This is a genomic window from Herpetosiphon sp., assembly GCF_003512625.1.
GTDB classification, from domain to species: Bacteria; Chloroflexota; Chloroflexia; order Chloroflexales; family Herpetosiphonaceae; genus Herpetosiphon; species Herpetosiphon aurantiacus.
In genome coordinates this window covers 1-20276 of the sequence record NZ_DOPT01000089.1, presented here as the reverse complement: position 1 = coordinate 20276, position 20276 = coordinate 1, and the positions used below count along the sequence as shown (strand labels likewise).

16 protein-coding genes are annotated in these 20276 nt (G+C 51.7%); 9 read left to right on the top strand and 7 right to left on the bottom strand.

Annotated elements, in window-relative coordinates:
- The first annotated feature begins 102 nt into the window (after window positions 1–102).
- On the top strand, window positions 103–822 hold the full coding sequence (locus tag DEF47_RS18945; RefSeq protein WP_012192199.1) for a twin-arginine translocation signal domain-containing protein: 720 nt from the start codon (window positions 103–105) through the stop codon (window positions 820–822).
- A gap of 164 nt (window positions 823–986) precedes the next feature.
- Window positions 987–2003 (top strand): hypothetical protein, encoded by a 1017-nt coding sequence (locus DEF47_RS18940; protein ID WP_012192200.1) that lies wholly within the window; start codon window positions 987–989, stop codon window positions 2001–2003.
- A 40-nt stretch (window positions 2004–2043) separates the two neighbouring features.
- On the opposite strand, the gene DEF47_RS18935 is transcribed toward DEF47_RS18940, so the two are convergent.
- The 7 genes from DEF47_RS18935 to DEF47_RS18905 form a co-directional block, all read right to left on the bottom strand.
- On the bottom strand, window positions 2044–2508 hold the full coding sequence (locus tag DEF47_RS18935) for a barstar family protein (protein WP_012192201.1): 465 nt from the start codon (window positions 2506–2508) through the stop codon (window positions 2044–2046).
- Complete coding sequence (locus DEF47_RS18930) at window positions 2505–3116, bottom strand: guanyl-specific ribonuclease (RefSeq protein ID WP_012192202.1); 612 nt, start codon at window positions 3114–3116, stop codon at window positions 2505–2507. The genes DEF47_RS18935 and DEF47_RS18930 overlap by 4 nt, the downstream gene beginning before the upstream one ends.
- Before the next feature lie 70 nt (window positions 3117–3186).
- Complete coding sequence (locus DEF47_RS18925) at window positions 3187–4263, bottom strand: sugar ABC transporter substrate-binding protein (RefSeq protein ID WP_012192203.1); 1077 nt, start codon at window positions 4261–4263, stop codon at window positions 3187–3189.
- 39 nt (window positions 4264–4302) lie between these two features.
- On the bottom strand, window positions 4303–6123 hold the full coding sequence (locus DEF47_RS18920) for a M3 family oligoendopeptidase (protein ID WP_012192204.1): 1821 nt from the start codon (window positions 6121–6123) through the stop codon (window positions 4303–4305).
- Between the two features lie 52 nt (window positions 6124–6175).
- The gene (locus DEF47_RS18915) at window positions 6176–7870 is read right to left on the bottom strand and encodes a peptide ABC transporter substrate-binding protein (RefSeq protein ID WP_012192205.1); all 1695 of its coding nucleotides are present in this window, start codon (window positions 7868–7870) and stop codon (window positions 6176–6178) included.
- A gap of 4 nt (window positions 7871–7874) precedes the next feature.
- Window positions 7875–8102: a preprotein translocase subunit SecG gene (secG, locus tag DEF47_RS18910; protein ID WP_012192206.1), complete on the bottom strand. Its 228-nt coding sequence runs from the start codon at window positions 8100–8102 to the stop codon at window positions 7875–7877.
- A gap of 344 nt (window positions 8103–8446) precedes the next feature.
- Window positions 8447–9514 (bottom strand): deoxyguanosinetriphosphate triphosphohydrolase, encoded by a 1068-nt coding sequence (locus DEF47_RS18905; RefSeq protein WP_012192207.1) that lies wholly within the window; start codon window positions 9512–9514, stop codon window positions 8447–8449.
- Between the two features lie 215 nt (window positions 9515–9729).
- On the opposite strand from DEF47_RS18905, the gene DEF47_RS18900 reads away from it, so the two are divergent.
- From DEF47_RS18900 to ychF, 7 genes are all read left to right on the top strand, one after another.
- A complete protein-coding gene (locus tag DEF47_RS18900) occupies window positions 9730–10527 on the top strand; it encodes an NYN domain-containing protein (protein ID WP_012192208.1) in 798 nt (265 codons plus the stop codon).
- A gap of 12 nt (window positions 10528–10539) precedes the next feature.
- Window positions 10540–11574 carry a type 2 isopentenyl-diphosphate Delta-isomerase gene (gene fni, locus DEF47_RS18895; RefSeq protein ID WP_012192209.1) on the top strand — a complete coding sequence of 345 codons (1035 nt, stop codon included), beginning with the start codon at window positions 10540–10542 and terminating at the stop codon, window positions 11572–11574.
- Window positions 11575–11595: 21 nt separating this feature from the next.
- Entirely contained in the window at window positions 11596–12105 is a 510-nt protein-coding gene (locus tag DEF47_RS18890) for a GNAT family N-acetyltransferase (protein ID WP_012192210.1), read from the top strand.
- Between the two features lie 140 nt (window positions 12106–12245).
- On the top strand, window positions 12246–15359 hold the full coding sequence (locus tag DEF47_RS18885) for a transglycosylase domain-containing protein (protein ID WP_012192211.1): 3114 nt from the start codon (window positions 12246–12248) through the stop codon (window positions 15357–15359).
- A gap of 114 nt (window positions 15360–15473) precedes the next feature.
- Window positions 15474–16241, top strand: coding sequence for a 5'/3'-nucleotidase SurE (gene surE, locus DEF47_RS18880; RefSeq protein WP_012192212.1), 768 nt, complete (start codon window positions 15474–15476; stop codon window positions 16239–16241).
- Window positions 16242–18833, top strand: coding sequence for a hypothetical protein (locus DEF47_RS18875; RefSeq protein WP_012192213.1), 2592 nt, complete (start codon window positions 16242–16244; stop codon window positions 18831–18833).
- A 13-nt stretch (window positions 18834–18846) separates the two neighbouring features.
- On the top strand, window positions 18847–19929 hold the full coding sequence (gene ychF / locus DEF47_RS18870; protein WP_012192214.1) for a redox-regulated ATPase YchF: 1083 nt from the start codon (window positions 18847–18849) through the stop codon (window positions 19927–19929).
- Window positions 19930–20276: the final 347 nt, after the last annotated feature.

The window sequence follows — 20276 nt, the reverse complement described above, 5'->3', positions numbered from 1 at the left end:
ATGATTGATACATCCATAATGGGATAGGTTGCGAATATCTCCACAAGAACATCATACATATCATTGATGTTTGAACATATTTCTTGTTAGGAGGGGCAACGTATGAATGTGTCACGACGCGGATTCTTGAAAGGTGTCGGCGGTGGAATTGCGGTCGCAAGTTTTGCATCAATGTTCGGTCTGCATGATGTTTCAGCAGCCGATTACAACGCTCAAGCCCATGATGCCAAAGATACGCCACTGACGATTGTGTCGTTAGCCGCTACCGCTGAACGTCTGGCAATCACCTCGTATTACAACACGATCAAGGGCAATCCATTTGGGCTATCCGAAGCAGAATTATTGTATTTGAAGTATGCGCTTAGCTCAGAATTGCATCACCTTGAGGTTGTCGAAAGCTTTGGTGGTAAGGCGCTGACCGATAAGTTCTATGTTCCTGCCAAGTTCTTGAGCGATTTTGGGGTCAACACCAACACCTTTATGGCAGCAGAAACGGCCTTTACCGGTGCATATTTGGCCGCAACTCGGCGCTTTGCTGAGCTTGGCGAACCACGTATCGCCGCCACAACCGCCCAGCATGCCGCAACCGAAGCCGAACACTTGGCGATCACCCGTGAGCTTGGTGGCTATTTGCCAAATCCAAATACCTTGCCCGCCCCAATCTACTACAACGTTTCCGATGCAGTACCAACGCTTGGGCCTTTCTTGCAAGGCGGCGCAGGCTTCATCGGCCCAGTCGATTACCCAGGTGCTGATGCTGTGCGCATGTTGCTTGGCAAAGACATGGCCCTCAAAGTCCCACCATTCACGCAAGTCTTCTAGTTTGTAACAGTTGCCTGCGATCGTTGAGCCGCTGCGCTCTTTGATCCGCCGTGCGCTTGGTTTCCAGTGAGGCTGGCTGCTGTTACGGTGGCCAGCTAAACGTGCTTAATCTATATCATTTTTAAATGATTACCATACAATTGTACGATAGGAAGGTGATTGATATGCCAAAACGTGTCATGCTGATTTTAGGGTTATTGCTGGGGTTAACCCTTTGGCCCAGAGCGGCCTCAGCTCATGAAGTCTGCTTCCCCGAAGATCAAAGCCCTCACTGTTTGAGTGACCCATTTAGCGATTATTGGGAAGCTAACGGCGGCCTGCCCGTTTTTGGTTATCCAATTACCACGGTCAACCGCGAACAAAATCGCGAAACTGGCAAAGTCTATCGGACCCAATGGATGGAACGCAATCGTTTTGAGTTGCATCCGGAAAATACGGGCACGCCTTATGAGGTTTTGCTGGGTTTATTGGGCAAAGATCGCTTGGCACAACTGGGCCGCCAACCTGATTCAGCAGAATCTGGGCCAAAGGCTGGCTGTTTGTGGTTCAAAGAAACTGGGCACAATGTCTGTGATCAAGGCAATGGGATTGGCTTCAAAAGCTATTGGCAAGCCAATGGCTTGAAAATCGATGGATTGGATGCCTATGCACGTTCGTTACAGTTGTTTGGTTTGCCCTTGACTGAGCCAAAAATGGAGCGGAACAGCAGTGGCGATTTAGTCGAAACCCAATGGTTTGAGCGTGCTCGCTTCGAGTGGCATCCCAATAATCCCAATAATTTTAAGGTGTTGTTGGGCTTGCTCGGCAAAGAGGTGCGCGGAACCACTCCACCAACCACGCCGCCAACCACTTCACCGCCAACGACCGCCAATTGCACCATGAACGCGCCAGCAGTCGCCGAAGGCGCACAGGCTTGGGTGGTCTATCCCGAAATTGCTAGCAATACAACCCAAACGGTCTGTGTGCGCTTGACGATTAGTGCCAAGCCTAAGAGCGGGGCAACTGCCACCGTTGAAATCGATTTGGCCAGCGGAACCCAATCGCTGATTGGCTTGACCGATAGTAGCGGCATTGCCACGATTCAGTTCAAAGTTGGCAGCCAATCAAGTGGGCGGCGCAATGATGTACGGGCCAGTTTCAGCACAGGTCAAACTGCTACAACCAGCTTTATAATCAAATAAGTTTGGCGATATTGAGCGCGTTGGGTCATTATCCAACGCGCTATGCTTGGAGATTTGGCTCATCCAAAACCTCAGCCAAATCGAGCAATTCTGGCTGGCTATATTCCAAGCCGCTAAACCAAATGCTCCACACATAGCCTCGACTACGCCATTGCTCAACACAACTTTGAGCGATTTCACAGAAAATTTGCCAAGCACCGTGATCATGGCGGCACAATTGATCGGCCTCATAGAAAATAATAATCAGACCTGTTGTTTCCAACCAACTTAAATCGTTTAACGCTTCTTCGAGCGCATCCCAATTGTGGTCAACATAGCTGGGGAACTGCAAGGCCTGAGCGCAGGCATGCAGCAAATCGGCCTTGCTACTAATTTCACGGCCATCAAGCTCGATAATTTGGAGTTGATGGTGTTGCACGCCCATCAACAAACGGCCAATATGCGAAGCTTGCACCCGATATAAACCTGATTGAGCGGGATCACGAGCCAGATTGTTCAATTTCATTGGCGTACTCTCCGAAAACTTGCATAATGATCATCGGTGTAATACAACTCGCCATTATCGCCAGCCACAATTCGGCGTGCCCCGCGATCGGCTGAGCCAGGCGTTTCGACGGTGTATTCGCGATAGTAGCCGCGTGGTTTGCTCGGCAAAATTTGCTCACGATTGTTGAAAATTGCCCCATCTTTGCTATAGGGAAACGGCCCGCCCTGCTCGATCAAGCGAATTGTAGCTTGGGCTTGAATTGGCAAATCGCCAAACGCCACATAGCGCAATCCAGCCGAATCGCGCTCAGGCGTGCGCGTAGCGCGGGCGGTCGGCGCAACCGTCGGGCTTGGGCGTGGCCGCGTGGTTGGTTTGGCAGTCGGCATGACCGTCTGGCGTGGCCGCGTGGTTGGTTTGGCGGTTGCCACGGCAGTCTGGCGTGGTCGGCTGGTCGCTTGTTGTGGCGTGCTCGATGGCAAACCCCGCGAACTGATTTCGATAGTTGCACTAGGATTTGGGCTGGGCGTTGGTTGATCGCTGCTGGGCAGATTGTTGAACCAAATCAAGCCGATTAAGATAATCAGGCCAAGGCCAAACTCCAAACCGCGACGTAAACGGGTTGACATTGCTATTTCCTCGCAAAAACACCCGACCGCACAGGCAGATCGGGTGTTGTAGTGTGATGCTGATTGTCGTTTAGGGCTTGATGCCTACTGCTTCACAAGCGGGTACTAATTTGACTGGGCAAAGTTGTTGCGGCGACCAAAAATTATCGCTCACAATGGTATCTTTGACCGTGGCTTTGGTGACCACAACTGGATTGAGCAAAATCGCTGGAACATTCATAATTCCGTTTGCCACCGTGCGATTGTTGACCAAGTTGGTTGGAATGGGCTGACCAACCATCAAGGCATGAGCGATTTTGGCGGCAGCCTCGGCTTGAGGCCGAATTGCCTTATACACCGTCATATGTTGCTCACCAGTGATGATCCGCTGCACGGCGGTGAGTTCAGCATCTTGGCCAGTAATCAAGGGCAATGGCTCAAGCTTGGCTGCTTGGACAGCGACTAATGCACCACCAGCAGTACCATCATTGGCCGCATAAATTCCGTCGATCTGATCGCCAGCTGCCAGCATTCGTTCAACATATTGCTGCGCCTCGGCGGGCTTCCAATCGGGCGTATCAAACTCGCCAATAATCGTCAATTTGCCAGCAGCGACTAATGGATCAAAAACCTTTTTGGCTCCACGCTTGTACTCGCTGGCATTGTTATCGCTCAGCGAGCCGTGAAGCAGCAGAATTTTGGGATTACTCAGGCCACGCGCGGCAAGGCCGGCAATCAAGCTTTCGGCCTGTAATTCGCCGATTTTTTGGTTATCAAACGAGATATAGGCCGTAACGCCAGGCGAATTAAGAATCAGCCGATCATAGGCCACAACTGGAATCGATTGCTCAGCAGCATGATCAGCAATCGTGCGAGCATCGACCGAATCGACTGGATCAAGCACCAACACCCGTGCCCCAGCCTTGATCGCCTCTTCGGCCTGCTGTTGTTGCAAGCTTGGGTTATTTTGGGCGTTGTAGTACAACACCTGACAATCGTTGCAGAGCAAATTCATTTCGCGCTCGAACCATGGCCGATCCACAGTTTCATAGCGTTTGGTGGTTTGCTCTGGCAACAACAGCGCAATAATTTTGGCCTTGGGCGCTTCCGCTCCACCACATCCAACTAGCACCAGCAAAAGTACCAATAGCACAAACCTGCGTCGCATAGCTAAAACTCCTTGTGCATTGGCGGACGCTGGCTTCGTTTAGTGGGCAGCGGTATCCAACAACTGCTCGCTTAGCTCAACGAAACGGTCAATATCGGCCTTGATGGTGGCCAAACTTGCCCGCCAAAAATCGGGGGTCCGAATATCAATCCCAAAACGTTCGGCCAAGGTTGCTGCGTCATGCTTGCCCGAAGCCGCCAATAAATCATCGTATTTGGCCCGAAACTCATCGGGTGTTGCTACATACTGGGCATACAAGCCTAAGCCGAACAATAAGCCAAACATATAGGGATAATTGTAAAATGAGCGTTCAGTGCTATAGTAATGACCTTTGACCGCCCACATATACGGATGGTAGTACTGTTCGTCCAAGCCATCGCCATAGGTTTCAGCTTGGGCCTTGAGCATTAGGTCGTTAATTTCCTGCACGCTTAGCTCACGCGCTTGACGGGCTTCGAACAGGCTTTGCTCGAAAATAAAGCGGCTGCTGATATCGACAACCAACTGGCAGCTATTTTGCAACGATGATTCGATGATTGCTAATTGGGTTGCAGCATCAGCCTTAGCCAAGGCGGCGTTGCGCACAATCGTTTCACAGAAAATGCTGGCAGTTTCAGCCAAGGTCATCGGAATTTGGCGCTGCAATGGGGTGGTTTCGGCTAAGTTAAGGTTATGATAGCCGTGACCCAACTCATGTGCAAGGGTGCGCATTCCAGCAAACGAGGGCTTATAGTTGCTCAGGATGCGTGATTGATCGCCAACTAAACGCATACAGAACGCGCCATCACGTTTGCCAGCCCGTGGCTCAGCATCGATCCAGTTTTCATCGAAGGCGCGGGCGGCATAATCACGCAAGCGTTGTGAATAGCTGCCGAAATGCTCCAAAATGAAGGCTTCCGATTCGGCGTATTCCCAAGTGCTGACATCGTTGCCAATCGGCGCGAAGAGATCGAACCATGCCAACCGTTCGCTGCCCACCAACCGTGCTTTGGCCCGCAAGTAGCGGCGGAAATCTGGGAAGGTTTCGCGGGCGGCGGTTAACATTGCATCAAGGGTTTGGCGATCAATATTGTTATCCGCCAGCGCCTCATCCAACGCTGTAGCCCAACCACGATGGCCAGCCAACGTGTTAACTTGGCCTTTGATGCTGTTGATTGCCGCTGCCATGGGCGTTTCGACCCCTTTCCAGCCAGCCAATTCGGCCTCGTAAGCGCTGCGCCGAACTTCACGATTTGGATCAAACGCCAAATTGCGTACCATGCTCATTGGCATATGCTTGGTTTCGCCAGCATGCGTGACTGGCACGCTAAGCTGTGAGCTAACCACCGTGTGCAATTTGCTCCAAGCGCTGCCACCGCTCAAATTGAGTTCGACTGCCAACACTTCTTCGGCTGGCGACATCAGGTGCAACGCTTCTTGCTTGGTTTTGTGCAAAATAAAGGCATGCTCGGCGGCCAAACTTGATTGAGCAATCAATTGATCAATATCCAAGCCACCAATCCAAGCGACCCAGCGCAGACCCAATTGTTGCAATTGCATGCCCAATTGTTGCATTTCGCTAAACCGAGCTTGGGCTAGCGTATCACGGGTGTCGGTGGCGACAAAGCCCATCACATAGCTAAAATTGGTCATCATCGCATCTTGGGTTTGGTTGAAGGCAGTAGTTACGGTTTCAAAGGTCGCGATGGTGGCGGAATCAAGCACTTGGTTTTCACTACGTTGGATAGCAGCTTGATCAAACAGGCTTTTGAGATCGCTCACTTGTTGCTTGATCCGTTGAAAGCCTGCGGCAAATTCAGGCGAGTCTAGGCTGGGGTAGACAACTGAAAGATCCCAGTGTGGGAGCGTTTGGGTAGTCATTTGGCTGATCCTTTCTCATCAACAACCCTAAAAAGCCGCAACGCCCCGCTGATTAGCGTGGGCGTTCGTTTTGTGGTTCATTTCGGAAGTTGGGCAAGACTTGACGGGTGGATACTAGATACCAATTGGCGATCCGCCGGAAGCGATCGCTATGCCGATAGAGCACTTCAGCTTGTTGGTTGATTGGAGCCAGACCAAGCACCTCGATCGATGGTCCAACCTGCTGCTCCAACAACGGCTGATAGAGCATCACTGAGGGCGCGAGTGCTAGCCATTTGGCCTGAAATTCAGCATACAATTCGCGGCGGGTTTCTTGGCTGGTGGTTTGGCGAGCACGCACCAATAAATCATCAATTGCTGGGTCTTCGAGGCCAGCAAAGTTGGCGGCGTTGACCTGCGACGAATGCCATAACTCGTAAACATCGGGGTCGCTGCCTAAATTCGACCAACCATGAATTGCTAAATCGAAGGTATGTTGGCTCAGCGTATCTTGCAAATTGCTGCTCGGAACCAATTGCAAACTGCTTGAAATACCGACCGTGGCTAATTGGGCTTGAATGCGTTCGGCGATGGCGCTGCGTTCGGGGCTGTTGGCACTGACCAAATCGAAGCGCAACAATTGGCCAGCTTTACGCCGCCACCCTTCGGCATCACGCTGCCAACCAGCTTGATCAAGCAACCCATTGGCGCGACTCTGCTCAGCATCATCAATATAGCCGGTGAGACCCTCAGCAACCGCCCACGACGAAGGCAAAATTGGCGAATTCAAGGGCAACGCCCGATTTTGCAACACTTCAGTAATCAACGTAGTTGGGTCAACTGCATAATCGATCGCTTGGCGCACCCGTAAATCATCAAGTGGCGGACGACGCAAATTAATCGTCAGGACCACATAATCAGCCAAAGGCGCACGCACCTGGCGATAGCCGATTGGCAACGGTAATTCGCCTTGTTCAGTCACATCGTAGGCAAACGCATCGACCAAATCACGGCGCAGTGCTTCATGCGCAGCTTCCATGGTTGCGTAAAGCCGAAACTCCAGCCGCTCCAAATTGGGGCGACTATTGGGAATATTCGGACGGTAATCAGTGTTGGCCAATAGCTCGATTAAGTTGCCATCGCGTTTACCAAAGCGAAAACTGCCAGTGCCAACTGGTTGCTGATTCCAAGCTTGCCATTGGTCGGGCGTAGCGTTGCGCAACAGATGCGCGGGCAAAATTGGCACAGTTAGTTGGTTGAGGAAGGGCGCAAAAGCAACTGGCAAGTTAAAACGCACAGTTTGCGGATTCAACGCGGTGACGGCGATATTTTGCCAAGCTAACTTAAGGCTGGGGTCGCCATTAAATTGTGGGCTTTTGATCCAGTCGATCGTCCAGATCACATCGTTTGCAGAAAAAGGTGTGGCATCGTGCCAGCGCACATCAGTGCGCAAGGTCATGGTATAAACCAGATTATTGCTGCTGACCTGCCAATTTTCGGCGAGATCGGGCACGACCACGCCAGTTGCCTCAACGCGGGTCAAGCCTTCAAACAACAAAGCACTTAAGTCGGCCTCGGCGCGGGTTTGGGCACTACCGCGCAATGGGTTAAGATCATTGACCTCGCCAACCAAGGCCTCGCGATAGACCCCGCCAACGCCTGCCTCGCCGCCTGCTGTTGTTGCTAGCGCAAGATGCGCCAACAACAACAAAACCAGACTAGCACAAACCAACGTGGCTCCAATTTGCCAACGAATACGTCGAACCATACGCTTATACTGTTAATAAGAAGGGATGCACGAGTGCTAAAATAATTAACACGCTGGCGATCACAATCGTTACATTAAAGAGGGTTTTTTCAACGCCGCGGCGGGTGCGATAGGTGGCTGAGGTGTTGCGGCCACCCAAAACGCTCGCGCTATTGCCTTTGGCTTGTAAAAGCACCAAAGTAATCAAGGCAATCCCCAAAACAACTTCTGCCGAAAACAAATACGTTTGCACCTGGTAAACCTCCACAGTTGGCTGTGTCTAGTTAATTGTCAATAGATCGCTATTATAAACCAAGAATATAGAACGAGGGATCGGGGATCAGGGGTCAGGAGTCAGAGTAGGCTTTTAACCACGAAGCACACGAAGCGAAGGGCTATAGGCTATGTGTAATGGTTCATTCCCTCACCCCCTGACCCCCTTCCCGCACGCGAGGCGAGGGGAACCGCTCCAAGCGTGCTCCCCTTGCCCGCCGTCGTGGGAGAGGGGTTGGGGGTGAGGGAACGCTGGAACTGGTTGGCTAAACTTATAATCTATTACCCCTGACCTCTAAGCCCTAGCCCCTGACCCCACTTCTACTACATATCCCACGTTTTAGGAATAAACAAATCGTTGAATTTTTTCAGGGCATAGCGATCAGTCATGCCAGCAATATAATCGATCACGGCGCGTTCGGTTGGCTCGCCGCGCTGCTCGCAAATTGCCAACAGATCGCTTGGCAAGGCTTCGGGATGCTGACAATAATATTCGTAGAGTGTGTTGATCACATACTCGACCTTGCCATCCTCGGTTTTGGCGGGGCCGCGCAAATAAACATTGGCATACATATATTCGCGCACGCCGTTGGTTGCCTCTAGAATTTGCGGACTCATGCTGATGCTCAATTCGCCGGGGGCTGGCTGCTCACCGCGTGCCCACCAATTATGGTCGATCATATCGCAAACCATGGTATTAATCCGCTCGGCGTGGGTTGTGCCAAGCACTGCCACATAGGCGCTTGGCAAATCGCCCAGCTGTAAAATGCCAGCCCGCATCGCATCATCAATATCATGATTAATGTAGGCCACACTATCAGCCAATTTGATAATTTGGCCTTCGAGGGTTGAGGCTGTGCCCCATGTTGCGGTGGTAATATCTTTGCGCGATTTGGAGTGCGAATAGATACCCTCGCGCACTTGTTGGGTTAAATTCAGCCCCTCGCCATGTTTCTCCAACAGCTCAACCACCCGCACACTTTGCTCGTTATGCCGAAACTTGCGGCCAATTGCTTTGGCGAGCGCGGCTTCACCAGCATGGCCAAATGGCGTGTGCCCCAAATCGTGGCCCAAGCCAATCGCCTCGATTAAATCTTCGTTTAGCCGCAAAGCGCGACCAATGGTACGGGCAATTTGGGTCACCTCAAGCGTGTGGGTCAAACGAGTACGATAATGATCGCCAATCGGCGCAATAAAGACTTGAGTTTTATGTTTGAGTCGGCGAAAAGCCTTGGAATGTAAAATGCGGTCGCGATCGCGCTGAAATTCGGTGCGCACTGGCGAAGCTGGCTCTGGCTGATCGCGTTTGGCCTGAGCACTCAAGGCGGCCAATGGCGAGAGCGTATCACGTTCAGTTGCTTCGAAAAATTGCCGCACAGATTGATGCTGCATAGCCTGCTCCTTGACGTACAATTAACTGCAAACCGAGAAATAAACCGCCCAAGTAGCCAATTATTTGTTATGATGTATATCCTACAGCATTGTGACAAGCACTGGCACACTAGCTTAGCGGCGAATCATAATCCCTGATTTACAGCAACGAAAACTAAACCGACTGATCATCCGTAGCTTACGGCGATCATACAAATATCCAAACTGAGGCTGGTATGCCCTATATAATTGATGGTCATAATTTAATCGGTCAACTAGCGACTATTCGCCTGAACGACCCCGACGATGAAGCCAAATTGGTTCAACTGCTGCAACGCTTTGCGATTACCCGTAAAGTGAGTGTTTCAGTCGTCTTTGATCGTGGTCAATACACCCAAGGCTCGCTTGGCGGCGGCGGGGTCAGTGTGCGTTTTGCCCGCTCGCCTAGCGATGCCGATGAGATTATTAAATCGCAACTTGTGCGCTTATCACGGCCCAGCGAGTGGGTTTTAGTCTCATCGGATCGGGCGATTACCTCGGTGGCTGATGCGGTTGGCGCTCGGGTGATTACTGCGCGGGATTTTGCCGCGCTGCTTGAATCGATGGGTGCGGCTGACCCCAACGCCCCAACCCACCAAGAAATGCATGCCCATGTTCGCCAAGATCAACTGCCAGAATGGCTAGATTTTTTTGGCATTGATAAAGAGAGTGCTGAGAGCAAAGTTGACTTGACGCGCAAACCCAAGCCAAATCAACCAACGCAGCAACGCAGCGCCACCCAAGCCAAACGGCGCTCGCCGCAGGCTGCTAAACCAATTGTTGTGCCACAGCCGCCAGAGCGTTGGCAATTGCCACCACGCCGCAAAGATCAGCCTGATCCGATTCCGCGTGATGCTGATGGCCGACCACGACTCTCGCGCGGTGGCAAAAACCCCCAAGCTAGCACTGGCGAACGGCTGCATAAACCACCGCCGCCAGTTCACCCAGATGAGATTGATGAGTGGCTCGAATTTTTTGGGGCTGATGAGCAATAACGAGGCTGGATCATGACAGAAACTGCAACCGAAGGCCGTAAAATCGATCATGTTAATATTGTGATTAAAGAAGATGTCAACGCCAAAGGCATAACAACTGGCTTTGGGCGTTATCATTTTGAGCATGATGCCCTGCCAGAATTGGATATGCGCAGGATTGATTTGAGCACAACATTTTTGGGCAAGCAGCTCAAAGCACCATTTTTAATTAGCTCGATGACCGGTGGTGCTGCGCCAACTGAGAAAATTAATTTACAATTGGCCGAAGCCGCTCAAGCCTTGGGCGTGGCAATGGGTGTTGGCTCGCAACGGGCAGCAATTTTCGACCCAAGTGTTGCTGCTTCGTATCAAGTGCGCCGCGTTGCACCTGATATTGCCTTGTTTGCCAATTTGGGCGCGGTGCAACTCAACTATGGCTATGGCGTTGAACAATGCCTACGCGCAGTTGATATGATTCAAGCTGATGCGCTGATTTTGCATTTTAATGCGTTGCAAGAGGCCGTCCAGCCTGAAGGCGACACCAATTTTGCAGGCTTATTGCAAAAAGTTGAGGCAATCTGTCGTGCTTTGCCCGTGCCAGTTATCGCCAAGGAAGTTGGCAACGGCATTGGAGCCAAAACTGCCAAGCGTTTAGTTGAAGCTGGCGTGCAGGCGATCGATGTGGCGGGGGCTGGTGGCACAAGTTGGAGCGAAGTCGAACGCTTCCGCCATCGCACTCAGGCAGGCCAACGGATTGCTGCAACCTTCGCAGGTTGGGGTATTCCAACCACCGAGGCGATTAAGCAAGTGCGGGCAGCGTTGCCAAACATTGGGATTATTGGTTCTGGTGGATTGCGCAGCGGGCTAGATTTGGCCAAAGCGATTGCGCTCGGCGCTGATTTAGGCGCATCTGCTGCGCCAAATTTGTTGGCCCAAAACGATGGCGGCAGCGAAGCTGTCTACGAAGCTATTTTGGCAGTAATTGACGAATTGCGGATCAGCATGTTTTGCACTGGAGCGGCCAATCTGGCAGAATTACGCCAAACACCTTTATACTCGGTTGGCTAAGTTTTTCGAGAAAGTAGTTTCATGAGTAAAACCTTGGATATTATCATTCGGGCTTTGGAGCCAGATGATTACCTTGACCTTGCAACCATATTTAGCGGGCCAAATGTGCTTGATGGATCGTTGCATGTGCCGTTTCCTTCGCAGGATGTCTGGCGACGACGGGTGGAAAACCCCGATACCGAAACGCCGCGCTTGGTTGCCACAATCGATGCCATGGTTGTTGGCATCATCAGTTTGGAGATTGGCGAGGGTCGGCGGCGACATGCTGGCGATTTGGAATTAGCGGTGCGCGACGATTATCAAGGCCGTGGGATTGGCGCAGCCTTGATGGCGGCCATGATCGATTTGGCCGAAAATTGGCTTGGCCTCAGTCGGCTTGAAATCGTCGTTTTTACCGATAACACGCCAGCGATCACGCTCTACAAGCGCTTTGATTTCGCGGTCGAAGGCACATTGCGCAACTATGCCTATCGTGGTGGCAAGCTCAGCGATGCTTATACCATGGCTCGTTTAGCGCCAACGTCTGCCTGATGTTCAACTGATGGTTAGCTGAAAAAGCCCCAAATTTTGCAACTTGGCAATCTGAGCATGGTAGAATACCCGAGGCGGCGCGAGCCGCCTTGTTGTATATATCCGGCGACCATAACACCATAAAGGGGTATGTGTCTACTATGCGTCAAACTCGAAATGTAATCTCACGGCGACAACGCCGCACTACACGATTTATTCCCTCACGGCTTGGCAATAAGCAAGCTCCACGCCCTATGGGCCGCCGCATTGTGCTGGCCTTTGTGGGCTTGTTGGTGGCTGGGCTCGTGCTCATGGGCGTGGCTGGGGTGGCCATGGCCGTTACCTACAACGGTATTGCCGCCAACCTCAAGCCACGGCTTGATCAAATTCATACCTATACGGCTTTTCAGCCATCAAAAATTTACGATCGCAATGGCACGCTGCTATATGAATTTGTTGGCGAAGGTCGGCGTACACCAGTTAAACTTGAAGAAGTTTCTAAGCATTTGATTAACGCGACGGTTGCCGCCGAAGATGCCTCGTTCTTCGAAAACTCTGGTGTGAACTATTTCAGTATTGCGCGGGCAACCTATGCCAACCTTACCCAGCAAAGTGTTGGGGCTGGCGGTGCTTCAACCATTACCCAGCAGGTTGTGCGCTTGATCGTACTGACCACCGAAGAGCGTCAAGATCCCAACGTCTATAGCCGCAAGGTCAAAGAAATTATCTTGGCCCAAGAGTTGAACACGGTTTATAGCAAAAACGAAATTCTCGAACTGTATCTGAACGAAATTCCCTATGGCAACTTGTCGTATGGCATTCAGGCCGCCGCCCAGAATTATTTCGGGGTTGATGCCAAAGATTTGGATATTGCTCAATCGTCGTTGCTCGGCGGGATTCCCCAATTGCCCACGACCTATAACCCCATGCCGTGGCTCGACGATAATTTGCTGCTCAAAGGAATTAAATTACCCAAAGATGTTTGGATTGATCCGCTCTACGATTTGAGCAATGACATCAAAGGCGAGATTGCCCCACCCAAAGGTCGCCAAATCGAAGTGCTGCGCCAAATGGTCAAAAACAATTATTTGACTGAACGCGAAGCGCGAGCAGCAGTGGCTAAAGATTTACAGTTTGCCAAGCCTGAAGTCAGTTTATTAGCACCACACTTTGTCTTTTATGTCAAAGATTATTTGCAACAACGCTATGGGGCTGAGGTGGTTTCAAATGGTGGTCTCAGCATCACCACCACCCTCGATTTGGAAACCCAAAATCTAGCCCAAACCATCGCCTATACTCGTATTCAAGAACTTAACGCCGATAATCGCAATATTCACAATGCTGCGGTGGTGGTGATGCAGCCCAACACTGGCCAAATTTTGGGCATGGTTGGCTCGATTGGCTATGATCTTTCCGAAACCACCACAACCCCCGGCGAAGAGGGCAACGTGCTTGATGGCAAAGTCAATGTCACCACTGCTTTGCGCCAACCAGGCTCGGCTTTGAAACCATTCACCTATCTTTCGGGGATGGAGCAATATGTGGCGACCGACGGCGCACGCGGGATCACCCCTGCCAGTGTGTTGTGGGATGTGCCAACGATTTTCAACCCACGCGGGGTCAAATACGAACCACAAAACTTCGATAATCAATTTCATGGGCCATTACGGGCACGCACTGCAGTTGCCAACTCGCTGAATATTCCAGCAGTCAAGGGCTTGAAGGCTGCTGGCATTCCCGAAACCCTTGATCTATTGCATCGTTTGGGCATTTCGCCGAATGTTTTGGCTAACGACCCAGGCTATTATGGCTTGGCGCTGACCCTTGGTGGTGGCGAAGTTACCCCATTGGATTTGGCGACAGCCTACAATACGGTTGCCAGCGGTGGTCGCTATTTTGCGCCAACCCCAATTCTCAAAATTACCGATGCTCGTGGCAAAACCTTGGAAGAATTCAAGCCCACGCCATTGGCCAACCCCGAAAGCGATGCGGTCAGCGATACTAGCAAGTGTGTGATTCCTGAAGGCGAGGATTATCAATTGGGTGCGCGAGTTCCCAATGGAACCCAATGTGTTGATGGTCGCTTGAACTACATCATCACCAACATGATCAGCGATAACGAAGCACGTCGCCCAATCTTCGGTCTGAATAGCATTTTGAAGCTCTCGCAACCATCAGCGGTCAAAACTGGGACGACCAACGACTTCCGCGATGCATGGGCTTCGGGCTTCACGCCATTCGTTACCGTTACAGTCTGGACGGGCAATAACAATAACGAACAAACCGCCCAAGTTGAAAGTACCCAAGGCGGTGGCGTGATTTGGGCTCGCACGATGGAAGCCATTTTTGCCAATGAACAGATCATGAATCGCTTGGCAGGCTTCTATGGTGGCATCGAAAATATGCCCCAAAGCTTCGAAAAATCGTATCCCGGGGTCTATCGCGAGAGCATTTGTGAAATTCCCGGGCCATTCGGTGGTCGCACCGACGAGCTGTTTATTGATGGCTTGGATGCTGGCGGTAAGTGCGATCTCTACGAAAAAGTCTCGGTTGTGCGGCTAACCGTCACCGATGCTGAGGGCAAAGAAACCACGACCTACTGCCGCCCAGTCGAAGGTGCTGAGTATCCCGAAGGCGCAATTTCATCAATTTATGTTTGGAAGTTGCCCGAAAGCAATGATGACGAACGGATCGATCTCAGCAAATGGAAGGGCTATACATCGGATCGTGGCAATAGTGGCAACGACGAAGATGAGCCAGTGGCGCTTGATCCGGATAAGTTGCCTGGCTGCGATACGATTGCTCCAACCCCAACTCCAGGCACACCAACGCCTGATCCATTGACCCCAACCGTACCAGTGCTGGGGCCAGGTCAAGTTTTGATGCCTAATTTGGTTGGCTATGGCGAAAATCAAGCTCGCCAACAGTTGATGAGCTTAGGCTTTGCGCCTGATAAGATTGTGGTCGATTATCAAGGCCGCGATCGACTTGGGCCAGTTTTTGATCAATATCCAGCCTATGCTGTGGTCAGTAGCCTGCCCGGGGTTGGCTCGGTGGTTGATCTGAATACTGTGATTATTTTGGGCATTCGCTCGCCTGATGGCAGCCAGCCAACCACGGCTCCACCAGTAACAGGCCAACCAACGACGGCTCCGCCGCCAGTTAACCCAACTCCGGCATTACCATTGCCGACGACGATTATTATTCAGCCGTCGCCAGTTGAGCCATCGCCTGTGCCTGAACAACCCCAACCAACTCCAGTGGTAACACCCTAAATTTCGTGATCGAGCGCTTGTTGACAACGACAAGCGCTCGGCGTTTGGCATGTCGTGGCATAATGCCCTATAATGCCCGCGAATGAGCAGGCTCTAATGGCCTGAGGAGCGATCATGAACATTTTGCTTTCCAATGATGACGGTGTACATAGCCCAGGCTTATTGGCGCTGAAATGCCAACTTGAGCAGCTGGGCTGTGTGACCGTGGTTGCGCCAGAGCGCAATTGGAGCGCAGGTAGTCATAGTCGCACCTTATTTGCCCCACTGCGGGTCAACGAAGTTCAGCTTGCTGATGGTAGCCCCGCCCTCGCCTGTGATGGCTCGCCTGCCGATTGTGTTGGGCTGGCGCTGCTCGGCGTAATGGATCATCGGCCTGATTTGGTGGTTTCGGGGATCAATCTTGGAGCCAATCTCGGCCACGATGTCTTGTATTCGGGCACGGTGGCGGCGGCCATGGAAGGCCTTGTGGTTGGCATTCGCTCGATTGCGGTTTCGCTGGTTGATGGCTACAAGCCTGGCAGCGATTTTAGCGTAGCTGCCGATTGGGCTCGTCGCATCGCCGCCACCGCCATGGAACTGCAATTGCCCAGCGATATTTTGTTGAATGTAAATGTGCCGCAAGGCTCGGCAGAAATTGTCAACGATGCCAAAGTTACTCGTTTGGGACATCGGATTTATCGTGATGAATTGATTAAGCGGCTTGATCCACGGGGCCGCCCCTATTATTGGGTTGGTGGAGCCGCGCCTGATGGCAAGCCCGATGATGGAACCGATTTTGGCGCAGTGGCCAACAACCATGTTTCAATTACGCCGCTGCATTTCGATATGACCAACCTTGATTGGGTGCAACGATTAAGTACTGCGATATGGAATAACGCTTAAATGTCACGTTATAAATTACAAACGTATCAATTTGGAATTGTCAACGGCTTGCGCCAAGATGTTAGCGATCGCATTAATAGTGCGATGCCCAATAATTTATTTGCACCTGAGGCTCGCAAAGGCCATTTGTTTGTATTAACCGATGCAGTTAATGAAGGTGCACGCGGCAAAGAAGCCTGCGATCTGGTAACCCAAACCATCATCAAAGCATTTTATGCCGATACCTCATTTAGTATTACTTCAGGTTTGCGCAATGCCTTGAAAACTGCTAATACGGCGTTGTATGAGTTTAATTTCAAGGCCGCGCATCACCAAAAAACTGCGGTTGGTTGTACATGTGCGGTGTTGCGCAACAACGATTTGTATATTGCTCAAGTTCAGCCAACTCAAGCCTATATTGCTCATCGCGGCCAATTACGGGCGTTGCCAACCAATCCATCGTGGCAAGGCAACGTCAGTAGCTCAACAATTATGCCGCCCAACGCGCTTGGCACCAGCCTTTTCAGCGAACCAGAAATGTTTCGCAACGTGGTTGAGGCTGGCGATATGTTGGTGCTCTGTTCGAGCCGTTTGGCGCGGGTGTTAGGTCGGGCTGATGCTGAACGCATGTTTTGTCTTTCCGAGGCAGCGGCTTCGCTGGAAGAATTGTATGCCATTACGCGACGCAATAATTTAAATGAAGCCCACGTTGCGCTGATTGATATGCTGCCGTTTGTTGACCCAAACAGTGAATTGCTCTCGGCTGAAGGTTTGGCCGAACGCGGCAAGGCTGCGGCCAGCGTGGTTGGCGAATGGATCAGCGATGTAACGGCCAATGCGGCTTTGATGGTGCGCCGCGATAAAGATGATGAAAACGGCGAACCAAGTTCAGCAATCGACGAACTGCCGCCAATGCCTGCCGAACTTGAAGAAGTTGACCCACGCGATATGGGCTGGCTCAACGAGCGCCCGCGCTATCGCCCCCGCAGCTTGCGCGATGCAGAGCAATGGCTGCCTAGCTCATATTTAGGCGAAACCAGCATGGTCGCGGCAATTCAGGCCGCCAGCAGTGCTCCCAGCATCGATTTGACCGACATGGAGCCGTTGCCAATTGATTTTGCCGCCGTGCCCGTGCCACAGCGTGATCCAGTTGTGCCGTTGACTGGCTGGCAAAAATTTACTGCGCCGTTTCGCTATTTGCTCGCAGCAATTGTGACCTTTATTGCCAATTTCGGACGCAGTAGCCGCCCGATTGCCCCACCACTACCGCGCTTTGCTCAAGCCCGTGGCGGCGATTTGTCGTATCGGCGTTCGCGACGGCGCAACATCCCATGGACGTTAATTGCACTTTTGATTGTGTTAGTTGGTGGCGGTTGGTTCTATGTACAAGATCGCCGCTTGCAAAATACCGAAGCCGCTTATCAAGATAGTTTGAATGTAGCTAATGCCAAATTTGACGCCGCCGTTCGTGCGACCGATGATCGTGCCGCCTTGGAAGAATTAGGCGAACTTGATACCCATCTCGAAACCTTGGGTAGCGACCAGGGCTATATGAGCAACCCAACCCGCAAAGCCGATTATCTGGCCTTGCGCAAAAAATCCGATAATTTGCGGGCGAGCATTGATCGCACCTCGTTCTTGACCGATCTTAAACTGGTGACGACCATGCCAACCAGCGACACGATTGGCAAATTGATTGTCACGCCCAATACAGGCAAGAACGATCTCTATTTTATTGGCACTGAAAATGGCACGCTCTACAGCTACAGCGAAGGCAGTAGCAGCCCGCCGATCAGCTTATTAAAAGATGGCGATGAAATTGCCGGATTGCCAGCAGCGCCAATTCGCAGCGTCATGTTGCGCGAAGGCGAGCTAGCAGCGATCGATGCCCCGCCGAACCTTAATGCTCAATCGAACATTTATTTCTACTTGAGCGATACCAAAACCTGGGTTTCGCGCACAATTCAAGGCAGCGAACTTTGGACGCGTCAACCATTCCCTGATATCGAGACCTACGGCGGTGGCTTGTATGTCTACGATTTGGGGCGAACTGATAGCGCCACTGCTGGCGAGATTTTGCGCTATCGCTCCGGCGAATTTGCCAACTTGCCCGAAAATTGGATCACCACATCAACTGGCGATTTCAACACCAAATCTGTGGTTGATGTGGCGATTGACGGGCGGATTTATATGCTCCAACCTGATGGCACAGTTGGTATTTTCGAGGGCGGAGCGTTGATCGATACCGTCACAGTGCCAGCGCTTGATCCACCATTACGTGCTCGACGATTGTTCGTTGAGCAAGAAGTGAGTGCTGAAACCTTCCGCGACAATCAAGGCAATTTCTTCATCGTCGATGCAGTCAATCAGCGCATCGTCGAGGTCAATCGCCAAGGCGAGATTGTGCAACAACTCAAAATGCCGAGCACGAGCACGATCAAGCTGGAATTGCTCAACGATGTTGCTGTGATTGGCAGCGGCTCCAGCAAAATGCTCTATCTGGCCAACAGCAATCGAATCTATTCGATGGTGTTGCCATCGCCGCCGCCACCACGCGAAAGCCTGGGCGGCACAACCACAACACCAACGGTTCAAATTACACCAACACCATAAATAAAGGGGTTTCATGAAAATCGGGATTATTGGTTTACCCAACAGCGGCAAAACCACAGTTTTTAATGCATTAACCCGCAATACGGCAGAAACAAATGCCTATTCATCGGGCCAAATCGAGCCAAATATCGCCATGGTCAAAGTGCCCGACGAGCGGCTTGATGCCTTGGCCAAAATGTACAAGCCCAAAAAACTCACGCCAGCCGATGTTCAATATATCGACGTGGCCGGGATGAGTGGCAATGCCCACGAAAGCGGCGGCTTGAACCCACAGTTTCTGAATTACATCAGCCAAGTTGATGCCTTGTTGCATGTGGTGCGAGCATTTGAAGATGAAGGCGTGCCGCATCCCCAAGATAGCGTCAATGCTGCCCGCGACCTAGCCTCGGTCGATATGGAGTTGATGTTCTCGGATATGGCGATTATCGAGCGGCGTTTGAGCCGTTTGCGCGGCGAAGTGACCAAAATGGTCGGCAAAGACCGCGAAGTGCGCCTGATGGAACTCAACGCGCTCGAACGCTTATACACTGGTCTCGAACAAGATGTGCCGATTCGCGCCCAAGAATTGAGCGAAGAAGAAGCCAAAGTGCTGCGCGGCTTCCAATTTCTGAGTGGCAAACCCATGTTGGTGGTGGTTAACATCGACGAAAAGCAACTCAAAACGCCGCCAGTCTTGGCCTACGACAAGCCCAAAACCGCAATTGTGACCTTGGCAGGCAAAGTTGAAGCCGAATTGGCTCAGCTCGAAGATGAAGATGCCCAAATGTTTATGGACGATTTAGGCATTACTGAGCCAGCCCGCGATCGCGTGATCAAAGCTTCGTATACCATGATGGGCTTGATCAGCTTCTTGACCGCAGGCGACGACGAAGTGCGAGCTTGGACGATTCGCCAAGGCATCGGTGCGGCTGAAGCGGCTGGCACGATTCACTCCGACTTGCAACGCGGCTTTATTCGCGCCGAAATCGTGGCCTTCGACGATTTGATGAAAGCTGGCGATATGGCTGCTGCCAAAAAAGCGGGCACAGTACGGCTCGAAGGCAAAACCTACATCGTCAAAGATGGTGATATCGCCCACTTCTTGTTCAACGTGTAAGGTCTTTTAAGCTCCCTCACCCCCGACCCCTCTCCCACTGCGGCGGGCGAGGGGCGTTCTAATGGTCATGATCGCCTGTTCGGCGAGAGCAGGGTTCTAGAGGTCTTAACAAGGGTCAGTTTCCGCAGCGAACCACGAATGCATGGGTTCATCAGTGAATGCTTGCATCCCACTGATTGCCCTTGAGGGGGTGCAGGGGGATTAAAGCCCACTGCGTCTCCCGCCTGGAGGCGGGACGGAAGGGTGGTGATCAATGAATTGTTAAAAACTTACCCTTGTAAGGCGTGAGTGAGGGGGCTTAACAACAATCGTTCTCGTGCCAAGCTTATTTGGCACATGGGTTTCAG